Source organism: Sphaerotilus microaerophilus (assembly GCF_023734135.1).
GTDB lineage: Bacteria > Pseudomonadota > Gammaproteobacteria > Burkholderiales > Burkholderiaceae_C > Sphaerotilus > Sphaerotilus microaerophilus.
This window is the reverse complement of record NZ_AP025730.1, coordinates 2,819,151-2,831,428: the sequence shown is the minus strand read 5'-3', so window position 1 is coordinate 2,831,428 and position 12,278 is coordinate 2,819,151. Positions and strand designations below refer to the sequence as shown.

Genomic DNA, 12,278 nt, shown 5'->3' with positions numbered 1-12,278 from the left:
CGTGCCTCAGCGCCCGAAGGGCCCCCAGACCGGTTCACGCACGTCGGCCTGCGGTGCGTTGAGCCGGGCCTTGATCGAGCCGTCCAGCGTCGTGGTCATCAGCACGTCGCGCCCGCCGGCGCGGCTGGCGTACATGATCAGGCGGCCATTGGGGGCAAAGCACGGGCTCTCGTCGTCGCTGCTGTCGGTCAGCGTTGTGACGTTGCCACTGCCAAAGTCCATCAGCGCGAGGCGGAAGGTATTGCCGTTCAGGCGCGTGACATACGCCATGGAACGGCCGTCCGGGCTGAGCGCCGGGCTGATGTTGTAGCCGCCGGAGAAGGTCACCCGTTCGGCGTTGCCACCGCGCGCAGGCAGCCGGTAGATCTGCGGGCTGCCGCCCCGGTCGCTGACGAAGTAGACCCACTTGCCATCGGGCGAGAAGGTGGCCTCGGTGTCGATGGCGTTGCTGGTGGTCAGGCGCTGCAGGTTGTCGCCGGTGCGGCTGAGGCTGTATAGCTGCGAGAGGCCGTCGCGGGTGAGCGTCACGACCAACTGCGTGCCATCAGGTGACCAGGCCGGCGCGCTGTTGCTGCCCTTGTAGCCGGCCACCACGCGACGCTTGCCGCTGGCCACCTCCTGCACGTAGACCATCGCCTTGCGCGCCTCGAAGGACACGTAGGCCAGCGAGCGCCCGTCCGGCGACCAGGCCGGCGAGATGATCGGCTCCGGCCCGGACACCGCCACCTGGGCAGCTTCGCCATCGGCGTCCGCGATCCAGAGGGTGTAGCGGCCGGCGGTCTTCGAGACGTAGGCGATGCGGGTGGAGAACACTCCGCGGTCACCGGTGAGCTTCTGGTAGATCTCGTCGGCGATGCGGTGCGCGGCCAGCCGCAGGTCTTCCTTGGGCACCGCCACGGCCTGGGCGGCCAGCTCCGTGCCCTTGACGACGTCCCAGAGGCGGTAGCGCACGTCGAAGCGGCCATCGGCCAGGCGGGTGATCGAGCCGGCCGCCAGCGCGTCGCTGCCCTTGCCGCGCCAGTCGGCGAAGACCGGGCGCGCCGTCTCGTCGAAGGCGGCGGCACCGCCATCGACCATCTTGAACAGGCCGCTGCGCTCCAGGTCGGCCCGCACGATGGCCGAGATCGGCAGCGGCGCGCGCTCCTCGTCGCGCAGCTTCAGCACCGCGATCGGCACTTGGCTGGCGCCGACGCCGGAGATCTCGACCCGGAACTGGGCCCGCGCTGCGACGGGCAGCAAGAGGGTGGAACTCAGTCCGGCAGTCAGGCGAACGAGGTCACGGCGAGAAGTCATCACGGTCAGGATTCCAGGCATCGGCAGGCGCTGGGAATATAGCCCACGGGCCCGGCTGCCTCGTCAGCGGAAGTACGTGCAGGGTGCGGGCAGGGTGCATGCAGGGAGGCGTGCATGGCAAACTGGCCCGGTTCGACCCGCCCAACGCCCCAGGAGACACCCGCCATGAGCGCGCCCATCAGCCGCTACCCCGTGCCCGAGATCGCCGACCTGCCCGAGGACCTGCGCAGCCGCATCCTGGAGGTGCAGGCCAAGTCCGGCTTCGTGCCCAACGTCTTCCTCGCCCTGGCGCACCGGCCGGACGAGTGCCGCGCCTTCTTCGCCTACCACGACGCGCTGATGCTGCGCCCCTCCGGCCTGAGCAAGGGCGAGAAGGAGATGATCGTGGTGGCCACCTCGGCGGCCAACCGCTGCCTGTACTGCGTGGTGGCGCACGGCGCCATCCTGCGCATCTACGAAAAGGCGCCTCTGCTGGCCGATCAGGTGGCGGTGAACCACCACAAGGCCGACCTGAGCGAGCGCCAGAAAGCGATGCTGGACTTCGCACTGAAGGTCTGCAGCGACTCGTCCCGCCTGGTCGAGGCCGACCATGAGGCGCTGCGCCGCCACGGCTTCAGCGACGAGGACGTCTGGGACATCGGCGCCATCACCGCCTTCTTCGGCCTGTCCAACCGCATGGCCAACCTGATCAGCATGCGGCCGAACGACGAGTTCTACCTGATGGGACGGCTGCCGAAAGCGCCGAAGGCCGGCTGACGCTGCAGGCGGTGCGGCCTCATGAGGAAACGCCGGGCCGCCCCGAGTTTCCTCATCCCCCTCGGGGAGCCTGACGCGAAGCGGCAGGTCTGGGGGCGCTCTCAGCCCGCCCCGCCCAGCAACTCCCGCAGTCCCGCCTCGTCCAGCACCGCCACGCCCAGTTCGCGGGCACGGTCGAGCTTGCTGCCGGCCTCCTCGCCGGCGACGACGTAGTGCGTCTTCTTGGACACCGAGCCGCTGACCTTGCCGCCTGCGGCCTCGATCAGTGCCTTGGCCTCCTCGCGGCCCAGCGTGGGCAGCGTGCCGGTGAGCACCAGGGTCCTGCCAGCCAGCGGCTTGGGGGACTCGTCGGCCACGGCGCCGTCGTGTTCCTCCCAGGTCACGCCCGCCGCGCGCAGCTGTTCGACCACCTCGCGGTTGTGCGGCTGGTCGAAGAAAGTGCGGATGCTGCGCGCCACGATGGGGCCGACGTCGCGCACCTGCAGCAGTTGCTCCTCGCTCGCATCCATCAGCGCATCCAGACGGCCGAAGTGCCGCGCCAGGTCCTTGGCGGTGGCCTCGCCGACCTGGCGGATGCCCAGCGAGAACAGGAAGCGCGCCAGCGTGGTCTGCTTGCTCCGCTCCAGCGCCGCGACCAGGTTGGCAGCGCTCTTCTCGCCCATGCGGTCCAGCGCGGTGAGCTTGGCCACGCCGAGCTTGTAGAGCTCGGGCAGCGTGCGGATGATGCCCGCGTCCACCAGCTGGTCGACCAGCTTGTCGCCCAGGCCCTCGATGTCCATCATCCGCCGGCTGGCGAAGTGCAGCAGGGCCTGCTTGCGTTGCGCCGGGCAATACAGCCCACCGCTGCAGCGCCAGTCCACCTCGCCCTCCTCGCGGACGATGGTGCTGCCACACACCGGGCACTGGCCGCCCAGGCGCTGGTAGAGGTTGAATTCCTCGCCTCGTGCGGGCGCGGCCTCGCCCCCGCCATTGCCCTCGGCCGGCGGGACGACACCGACGACTTCGGGGATCACGTCGCCCGCGCGGCGCACGATCACCGTGTCGCCGATGCGCACGTCCTTGCGGCGCGCCTCGTCCTCGTTGTGCAGCGTGGCGTTGCTGACCGTGGTGCCGCCCACGAACACCGGCTCCAGCTTGGCCACCGGGGTGAGCTTGCCGGTGCGCCCGACCTGGATGTCGATGCCCAGCAGCCGCGTCATCTGCTCCTGCGCCGGGTACTTGTGCGCCACCGCCCACCGCGGCTCGCGGGTGACGAAGCCCAGGCGCTGCTGCAGTGCCAGGCTGTTGACCTTGTAGACCACGCCGTCGATGTCGAAGGGCAGGCTGTCGCGCAGCGCCGCCACGCGCTGGTGGAAGGCCACCAGACCGTCGGCACCGGCCACCACCGCCCGCTCGGCGCAGACTGGCAGGCCGAAGCCGACCAGCGCGTCCAGCACGCCCGAGTGCGTCTGCGGCAAGTCCCAGCCCTGCACTTCGCCCAGGCCGTAGGCGAAGAAACTCAGCCGCTTGTCGGCCAGGCCCGCCGGATCGAGCTGGCGGATCGCCCCCGCGGCCGTGTTGCGCGGGTTGATGAAGGTCTTGCCGTCCTTCTCGCGCTGACGTTCGTTGAGGCGCTCGAAGTCGTCGCGGCGCATGTAGACCTCACCGCGCACCTCCAGCACCGGCGCCTCGCAGCCCGCCAGCCGAAGGGGGATCTGGCGGACGGTGCGGATGTTCTGGCTGACGTCCTCGCCCGTTTCGCCATCACCGCGGGTGGCAGCCTGCACCAGCACGCCGCGCTCGTAACGCAAGTTGATCGCCAGGCCGTCGAACTTCAGCTCCACCGCGTACTCGACCGGCGGGGCGCCTTCGCCCACCTCGCCCAGCTCCAGCTCGCGCCGCACCCGGGCATCGAAGGCCTGGGCGCCACCGGCGGTGGTGTCGGTCTCCGTGCGGATCGACAGCATCGGCACCGCATGCCGCACCGGCGTGAAGCCGTCCAGCACCGCGCCGCCGACGCGCTGGGTGGGCGAATCGGCCGCGCGCAATTCGGGATGTGCCGCTTCCAGCGCCTGAAGTTCCTGGAACAGCCGGTCGTACTCGGCGTCCGGCAGGGTGGGCGCGTCGAGCACGTAGTACTGGTGGGCGTGGTGGTTCAGCGTCGCGCGCAGCGTGGCGGCTCGGGCCACGGCCTGGGCATCTGCTGGCGCGCAAACATCGGAGGGCGAAGGTACAGACATGCGTCAAGTTTAGGCGCCGAGGCCCACCAGGCCGAGCCAGCCGCGACAATCGGCGGCTGTTCCGACCCGCCGCCACGCGCCCCCACGATGAGCCCGACCCCGTCCCCTGCGAACGACTTGTCCACTGCGTCCACCACCCTGCCCGACGAGGTGGCGGCCACCCTGCCCTGGCTGGTCGCCGACATCGGCGGCACCAACGCCCGCTTCGGCTGGATCGACGACCCCGCCGAGGCGGCCCGCCACAGCGTGGCGCAGGTGAAGACCCTGCCCGTGGCCGACCATGCCACGCTGGGCGCGGCGGCACAGGCCTACCTGGCAGGGCTGGCCGAGCAGGCCCGCGCCGCCGGCCGGCCCTGGCAGCCGCCACGCAAGGCCGCGCTGGCGGTGGCCACGCCGATCACCGGCGACCAGGTGAGCTTCACGAACAGCCCCTGGTCCTTCTCGCGCCAGGCGCTGCAGGCCGATCTCGGGCTGCAGGCGCTGTTGGTGCTCAACGACTTCGAGGCGCTGGCACTGTCGCTGCCCACCCTGGGCGCCGCACAGCTGCGCCCCCACGCCGCGCTGCCACAGGCGCAGGGCACGCTGGCGGTGCTCGGCCCCGGCACCGGCCTGGGCGTTGGCGCCGTGACCCGCACACCCAGCGGCTGGCAGGCCCTGCCGGGCGAAGGGGGGCACGTCACGCTGGCCGCCGCCAACGACTTCGAGGCCGAGATCCTGCGCCTGGCGCGGCGCGAGTTCGAACATGTCTCGGCCGAGCGCTTCCTCTCCGGCACCGGCCTGCCGACGATGCACCTGTGCGTGGCCGAGGCCCTCGGCCAACCCTCACCCGAGCTGACGCCGCCGGAGATCATCGAGCGCGGCTTGTCCGGCCAGGACGCCGCCTGCAGCCGCACCATCGACACCTTCTGCGCCATGCTCGGCGGTGTGGCCGGCAACCTGGCGCTGACGCTGGGGGCGCGCGGCGGCGTCTTCATCGGCGGGGGCATCGTGCCGCGCCTGGGCGAGCGCTTCTACGCCTCCGAATTCCGTGCGCGCTTCGAGGCCAAGGGGCGCTTCCGCGGCTACCTCGAAGGCGTTCCCACCGCGCTGATCACCGACACGCTGGCCGCCCTGCGCGGCACCGCGCTGGCGCTGCTGCAACATCGCAGCCGCTGAACCCCTCCCTCCGCCCACCTCCCACCGCCCACCGACGCCACCCCATGAAGCTCCCTGCCCGCGCCGCCGGCGTGCTGCTGCACCCCACCTCGCTGCCCGGCCCGAATGGCCTGGGCGACCTGGGGCCGAGTGCCTACCACTTCGTGGACTGGCTGCAGGGCGCCGGCCAGAGCGTCTGGCAGTGGCTGCCGACCACGCCGCCCGATGGCACCGGCTCGCCCTACCAGAGCCCCTCGGCCTTTGCCGGCAGCCCGCTGATGGTGGCGCTGGAGCCGCTGGTGGAGCGCGGCTGGCTGACCGACCTGGCGCTGCCCGAGGACGGCTGGCCGACCGACCGGGCCGACTTCGGCGCGGTGGGCGCCTGGCGCCTGGCCGCCCTGCGCTCGGCCGCCGCGGGCTTTGCCGCGCGCGCCACGGCCGGCGAGCGCGCCGAGCTGCAGCGCTGGGCCGGCAGCCAGCGGGCCTGGCTGGACGACTACGCCCTCTTCATGGCGCTGGAGACGCTGCACGCCGGGGCCCCCTGGTGGCGCTGGGCGGCCGGGCTGCGCTGCCGCGAGGCCGCTGCGCTGGCCGCAGCGCGCGAGCAGCTGGCCGAGGAGATCGCCTTCTGGACCTTCCTGCAGTGGTGCTTCGACAGCCAACTCGCCGCCCTGAAGGCCTATGCCAACGCACGCGGCGTGGCGCTGATGGGCGACCTGCCGATCTTCGTCGCCCACCACAGCGTCGATTGCTGGGCCCGGCCCGAGCTCTTCTACCTCGACACGCAGGACCAGCCCACCATCGTCGCCGGTGCGCCGCCCGACCCGCTCGGCCCCGAGGGCCAGCACTGGGGCAACCCGCTCTACCGCTGGGACCGCATGGCCGAGGACGGCTACGCCTGGTGGATCGCCCGCCTGCAGCGCGCGATGCAGCTGGCCGACCTGTTCCGCATCGACCACTTCCGCGGCTTCGCGGCCTACTGGGCCATCCCGGCCGAGTCGCCCACCGCCCTGGCCGGCGCCTGGCAGCCCGGGCCGGGCCTGGCGCTGTTCCAGGCGCTGCGCGCCGCACTGGGCGAGCTGCCCATCGTCGCCGAAGACCTGGGCGTGATCACGCCGGACGTGGCCCAGCTGCTGGCCGATTGTGGCTACCCCGGCATGCGCGTGCTGCTGTTCGCCTTCGGCGGCGACGCCACGCACAGCTACCTGCCGCACCACCACGTGCCCGGCACGGTGGCCTACACCGGCACCCACGACACCGACACCGCGCGCGGCTGGTGGAACACCGCCAGCGCCGCCGAGCGCCGCTTTGCCGCCAGCTACCTGCCCGCCGGCGAGCACGACATCCACTGGGGCCTGGTCCGCGCCGCCTGCAACTCGGTGGCGAAGCTGGCGATCTTCCCGCTGCAGGACGTGCTGGGCCTGGGCAGCGAGCACCGCATGAACATCCCCGGCACCTCGACCGGCAACTGGGGCTGGCGCTTCGACTGGGACATGGTCGGCCCGGAACCGGGCCGGGTGCTGGGGCTGATCAGTGCGGCCAGCGGGCGGGCGCCGTTCAGCCTGCTGGAGCGGGCACTGGCGCGCTGAAAGCAGCTGCGGGCGGCGCCGTGTCGTGCGTGCCGGTCGTCGCTGAGCCGGCGAGAGCCCAGCGGTTTCGCCCGCCCGCCTTGGCGGCATACAGGGCCTGGTCGGCCTGCTGGCGCAGCCGCTCCACACCGGCGCGATCGACCGGCTGGCCGCGGGCCACGCCGATGCTCACGGTCAGCTGCAGGCGCTGATCTCCCCAGGTCACGGCCTCGTCGGCCACGGCGCGCCGCAGGCGCTCGGCCACCGTCTCCACGCCCTCGTCGTTCGTCGCGGGCACAAGCAGGCAGAACTCCTCGCCACCGTAGCGCGCCAGCAGGTCTTGGCCAAGCCGGATGCCGGCCCTCAGCCGCGTGGCGACTTCCTGCAGGCAGCGGTCCCCCGCGGCATGCCCGTGGCTGTCGTTGAGGCGCTTGAAGTGGTCGATGTCGATCATCATCACGGCCATCGGCGTGCGCAGCCGGCGGCAGCGGGCCGCTTCCTCGTCGAGCCGCTCGTCGAGGTGGCGGCGGTTGAACAGGCCGGTCAGCGCATCGGTGCGGCTGAGCGACGCCAGCTCGCCGTTGAGACGTTCGAGCTCCGCGGTGCGCTCGGCCACACGCTGCTCCAGCTCACCCGTCAGGCGGGCCTGCTGGGCAATGACCTCCCGCTGCGCCTGCTCGCGCAGACGGCGCTCGGTCTGCACGCGCAGGGCCAGCGCGAAGGAGAACAGCAGCAGCTCGATCGCCGAGCCCACTTGGGGCGCCAGCTCAGTCAACGGCGCGTGGGGCAGCAGGCCAATCTTGCTCAAAGCCATCACGATTCCGCCGGCCAGAAGGATCGAGAAATTCAGCAGGAACAGCTTGCCTGCAGGTTCGCCATGGCGGGCAATCACGATGGCCTGGACGATCGACACCGGCACGGTGAAGATGGCGCAGGCGATCGCCAGGCGCACCGCCTCCGAGTAGGGCAGTGTCAGCGCCGCCACCGACGCCAAGCCATTGATGAGCAGGATGAAGCGGTTGGTCCACCACACCGGCAGTGACCAGCGCTTGACCTGCAGGAAGCGGGCAAAGAACTCGGTGGCAAATACCAGCGAGAGTGACAGCATCAGCGGCAGGCTGGTCTGGTTCCACTGCGGCGAATCGGGCCACCACCACTGATAGGCCTGCCCCGACATCCCCCAGACGAAACCGGCGATGAAGAGCATCCACCCCAGGTACCAGCCATAGAGCTGGTCGCGCAGCGCCACCCACATGAACAGGTTGTGGGCCAGCATCGCCAGCACCACACCCAGGTAGGCCCCATGCATCAGCAGAACGCCCTGCTCGCCCTGCTCGCGCTCGACGCGCTCATGCATGCGCACGGGAAACTGCAGCGCGGTATCGGTACGCACCCGCACCAGCAGTTCCAGCGTCCGTCCGGGCTGCACCACCACCGGGATCAGGAAGTTGCGGTGCGCGATCGGCCGCTGTGCAAAGGGCAGGCCAGCCCCCAGCTGGAGGACCTCCGCGGCAGAACCGTGCACCTGCAGGTCCTTCAGCAACGGGTAGGCAATCTCGACGATCGCGTCCACGGGAACGACAGCGTCCGTGCCGCGTGCGTCCACGCGCAGGCGGAACCACACGGCCGATGCGGTGTAGCCCAGCGAGACGCTGTGGCCGCGCGCCGCCGTCCAGCTCGGCTCGCCCAGCGCACGCACCTGATGGACGCCGAGTTGCCCCTGCGGATCCTCGTGGTAGGACAGGGCCACGTCAAACTGAAGCGGCCCGGCAACGGCCAGCCGCGGCAGCCACATCACCAGCAGCAGCGAGAACAAGAGCAGCGCACCGCGCCAAGCCGGCCGGCACCCTGCCCGAAACCTGTCCATCGTCGCGTTGCCCATCGATCCCCGCTGTGGTAGGTCTGCCCGGCAACGACGACGTGGCCGGGCAGACCCGAGGAACATCGACAGGCAGCGCTGTGATCTTGAGGCGAATAAGCCGCCCGCGAACCGGACGACTGTGGGCCCGATCAGCCGCGCAGGGCCGCGCGCAGCTGGTCGCCCACCTCCGGGCGGGCCAGGAAGGGGTCGCTGGGGTTGCGCTGCTGCAGGATGTCGTCCAGCCGGCTTTGCACCGGCGCCAGCGCGTGCGGGTGGCTGAAGATGTAAAACTGGCGCGCCTGCACGGCCGCCAGCACCTTGGCCGCGATCTCGGCGGCGGTGACCTTGGCGGAGGTGATGGCCTTCTCGCTCATCAAGCGCGAGATCATCTGGCTCTTGGTTTCCACCCCCGCCGCCAGCTCGCTGGGCCGGTTGCGCTCGCTGAGGTGGATGCCGGTGGGGATGAAGTAGGGGCAGAGCACGCTGGCGCTGACCTGGTCGGTGACCAGCGCGAGGTCCTGGTAGAGCGTTTCGCTGAGCGTCACCACGCCGTGCTTGCTGACGTTGTAGACGCCCATGTTCGGCGCCGAGGCCATGCCGGCCATCGACGCGGTGTTGACGATGTGGCCCTCGTAGCTCGGGTCGGCCTGGGCGGCGGCCAGCATCATCGGGGTGAAGACGCGCACGCCGTGGATCACGCCCCAGAGGTTGACGCCCAGGACCCAGTTCCAGTCCGCGACGCTGTGCTCCCACACCAGCCCTCCGGAGGCCACGCCCGCGTTGTTGAAGACGAAGTTCGGCGCCCCGAAGGCCGCCTGCGTGGCCGCGCCCAGCGCCTCCACGTCCTCGGCCTTGGAGACGTCGCAGCGCTGCGCCAGCACCTGCGCGCCCAGGCCGCGGACCTCCTCGGCCGCGCGCGCCAGCGCCTCGGCCTGCACGTCGGCCATCACCACCTTCATGCCGGCGGCCGCGGCCAGGCGCGCCACCTCCAGCCCGAAACCGGACGCCGCGCCGGTCAATACGGCCACACGGCCCTTGAGTTCCTTCATCGCGCTCCCCCGAGGATCAGATCAGCTTGACCAGCTGCTTGCCGAAGTTCCGGCCCTTCAACAGGCCGAGGAAGGCCTCGGGTGCGCTCTCCAGCCCCTGAGCCACCGTCTCGCGGTACTTGAGCTTGCCGGTGGCCACCAGCGTACCGAGTTCCTTCAGCGCCTCGGGCCAGAGGTTCATGTGCTCGCTGACGATGAAGCCCTCGACCTTCATGCGGTTGATGAGGATCAGCGCCGGGTTGCTCATCGGCGTGGGCGTGCCGTCGTAGCCGGCGATCATCCCGCACAGCGCCATGCGGCTGAAGGCGTTCATGCGCAGCATCACGGCGTCGAGGATCATCCCGCCGACGTTCTCGAAGTAGCCGTCGATGCCGTTAGGGCAGGCTTCCTTGAGCGCCTTGGACAGCGACTTCAGGTCCGGATGGGCCTTGTAGTCGATGCAGGCATCGAAGCCCAGTTCATTGACCACGTAGGCGCACTTGTCCGGGCCACCGGCCAGGCCCACCGCCCGGCAGCCACGCACCTTGGCCAGCTGGCCCACCGCGCCACCCACCGCACCGCTGGCGGCGCTGACGACCACCGTCTCGCCCGCCTTGGGCGCGATGATCTGCGTCAGGCCGTACCAGGCCGTCACGCCGGGCATGCCGACCGCGCCCAGGTAGGCCGACAGCGGCACGTGGCGGGTGTCCACCTTCTGCAGCACGCCGCGCGCACCGGCGGGCACGCGCTGATATTCCTGCCAGCCGCCCATGCCGACGACCGCGTCGCCGACCTGGAAGTGCGCGTTGCGGGAGGCCACCACCTCACCGGCGGTGCCGCCGATCATCACCTCGTCCAGCGGCTGCGGCTGCGCGTAGCTCTTGGACTCGTTCATGCGCCCGCGCATGTAGGGGTCCAGACTGAGGAAGTGGTTGCGCACCAGCACCTCGCCGTCCTCCAGCGGGGCGATGGGCGCCTCGGCGAGGCGGAAGTTCGCCACCGTCGCCTCGCCCTCGGGGCGGGAGGCGAGCAGGATCTGGCGGTTCACGGTGTGCGTCGAGGTTTGGGTCATGTCGTCTCCTGATGAACGTTCGGCGGGCTCAGTCTGAACCCGCGCCGTCCAGTTTGCGTTGCAGGGGTTTCAGCTCGCGGCCCTGGGTGGGCAGCTTGCGCACGTACTTGAAGGTGCCGGTGGCGTGGGCACAGAGCAGGCGGTCTTCGCCTTCGCTGGCCGCGTCCCCGGTGTAGACGCTGCCTTCGACGAAGGCCATCGTCGCGGTGCGGTGCAGCAGCCGGCCGACACCGACCAGGCGTCCTTCGCCGGGGCGCATGAAGGTGGTCTTCATCTCGATTGTCACCACGCCCGGGCCGCCGCCCTCCACGTCCCGGTTGACGCTGCGCGCGGCGTGCGCCATCACCACGTCCAGCAGCGTCATCGTGACGCCGCCGTGCGCGACCAGGAAGGAATTGCACTGCTCGGCGCGCAGGTCCAGCGCGATCTGCGCCTCGCCGCCCTCGAAGCACAGCAGCTCGAAGCCCAGGTGCTCGACGAAGGGAATGTGAACGGGGAAGTCCATGGGCAGCGGCTGCATTCTCGGGTTCAGGCCCCGCCGTGGATGGCGCTCACACCCCCATCCACCGCCATCACCTGGCCGGTGATGTGCTTGCCCGCGGCGCTGGCGAACAGCAGGGCGATGCCCTTGAGGTCGTCGTCGTCGCCCAGGCGCCGCAGCGGGGCGTGGGCTGCCATCTTGTCCGCGCCCAGGTGCTCCAGGATGCCGCGCGTCATCTTGCTCGGGAAGAAACCCGGGGCGATCGCGTTGACGTTGATGCCGTAGACGCCCCACTCGCCCGCCAGCGCGCGCGTGAAGTTGATCGCCGCGGCCTTGCTGGTGTTGTAGGCGACCGTCTTCATCTCCACCGAGTTGCCGGACAGACCGGCGATCGAGGCCACGTTGATGATGCGGCCCCTGCGGCGCGGGATCATGCAGTCGCGGCCGATGGCCTGGCTGAGCAGGAACATCGAGCGCACGTTCAGGTTCATCACCTTGTCCCAGGCCTCCAGCGGGTGCTCCTCCGCCGGGGCGCCCCAGGTGGCGCCGGCGTTGTTGACCAGCACGTCGACCTGGCCCAGGCGCTCCAGCGTTTCGCTGGCCAGGCGCTGAAGGTCCTCGGGCTTGGAGGCGTCGGCGGCGATCCAGCGGGCGTCGATGCCGCGGGCCTGCAGGTGGGCCACGCCCTCCTCCAGCTCGGCGGCCTTGCGCGCCGAGATCATGACCTTGGCGCCGGCCTCGCCGAGGGATTCGGCGATCTGCAGGCCCAGGCCGCGGGAGCCGCCGGTGACCAGGGCGACCTGGCCGGTCAAGTCGAACAGTTGCTGCACAGGGGTGCTCATCGGGCGTGTCTCCTGAGGAAGTCC

Annotated in this window: 10 protein-coding genes; 3 read left to right on the top strand and 7 right to left on the bottom strand. The window is 70.8% G+C overall.

Going from position 1 to position 12,278, the window contains the following annotated elements:
* Window positions 1-6 precede the first annotated feature (6 nt).
* Window positions 7-1,293, bottom strand: a complete 1,287-nt coding sequence (tolB, locus tag NGK70_RS12285; RefSeq protein WP_251973488.1) for a Tol-Pal system beta propeller repeat protein TolB — start codon at window positions 1,291-1,293, stop codon at window positions 7-9.
* Window positions 1,294-1,458: 165 nt separating this feature from the next.
* Between tolB and NGK70_RS12280 the strand changes: the two genes are divergently transcribed.
* A complete protein-coding gene (locus NGK70_RS12280) occupies window positions 1,459-2,049 on the top strand; it encodes a peroxidase-related enzyme (RefSeq protein ID WP_251973487.1) in 591 nt (196 codons plus the stop codon).
* A 101-nt stretch (window positions 2,050-2,150) separates the two neighbouring features.
* Here NGK70_RS12280 and ligA read toward each other — a convergent pair whose 3' ends face one another.
* A complete protein-coding gene (gene ligA, locus NGK70_RS12275) occupies window positions 2,151-4,268 on the bottom strand; it encodes an NAD-dependent DNA ligase LigA (protein WP_251973486.1) in 2,118 nt (705 codons plus the stop codon).
* 87 nt (window positions 4,269-4,355) lie between these two features.
* Between ligA and glk the strand changes: the two genes are divergently transcribed.
* Window positions 4,356-5,423: a glucokinase gene (glk, locus tag NGK70_RS12270; protein WP_251973485.1), complete on the top strand. Its 1,068-nt coding sequence runs from the start codon at window positions 4,356-4,358 to the stop codon at window positions 5,421-5,423.
* A gap of 44 nt (window positions 5,424-5,467) precedes the next feature.
* Window positions 5,468-6,991, top strand: a complete 1,524-nt coding sequence (malQ, locus tag NGK70_RS12265; protein WP_251973484.1) for a 4-alpha-glucanotransferase — start codon at window positions 5,468-5,470, stop codon at window positions 6,989-6,991.
* Here malQ and NGK70_RS12260 read toward each other — a convergent pair.
* The 5 genes from NGK70_RS12260 to NGK70_RS12240 form a co-directional block, all read right to left on the bottom strand.
* Window positions 6,960-8,786 carry a sensor domain-containing diguanylate cyclase gene (locus tag NGK70_RS12260; protein ID WP_251973483.1) on the bottom strand — a complete coding sequence of 609 codons (1,827 nt, stop codon included), beginning with the start codon at window positions 8,784-8,786 and terminating at the stop codon, window positions 6,960-6,962. The two genes, malQ and NGK70_RS12260, sit on opposite strands and share 32 nt — an antisense overlap.
* Before the next feature lie 194 nt (window positions 8,787-8,980).
* Window positions 8,981-9,880: an SDR family oxidoreductase gene (locus NGK70_RS12255; RefSeq protein WP_251973482.1), complete on the bottom strand. Its 900-nt coding sequence runs from the start codon at window positions 9,878-9,880 to the stop codon at window positions 8,981-8,983.
* Window positions 9,881-9,896: 16 nt separating this feature from the next.
* Entirely contained in the window at window positions 9,897-10,931 is a 1,035-nt protein-coding gene (locus NGK70_RS12250; RefSeq protein ID WP_251973481.1) for an NADP-dependent oxidoreductase, read from the bottom strand.
* A gap of 28 nt (window positions 10,932-10,959) precedes the next feature.
* Window positions 10,960-11,436 carry a PaaI family thioesterase gene (locus tag NGK70_RS12245; protein WP_251973480.1) on the bottom strand — a complete coding sequence of 159 codons (477 nt, stop codon included), beginning with the start codon at window positions 11,434-11,436 and terminating at the stop codon, window positions 10,960-10,962.
* Between the two features lie 23 nt (window positions 11,437-11,459).
* Window positions 11,460-12,254 (bottom strand): SDR family oxidoreductase, encoded by a 795-nt coding sequence (locus NGK70_RS12240; protein WP_251973479.1) that lies wholly within the window; start codon window positions 12,252-12,254, stop codon window positions 11,460-11,462.
* Window positions 12,255-12,278: the final 24 nt, after the last annotated feature.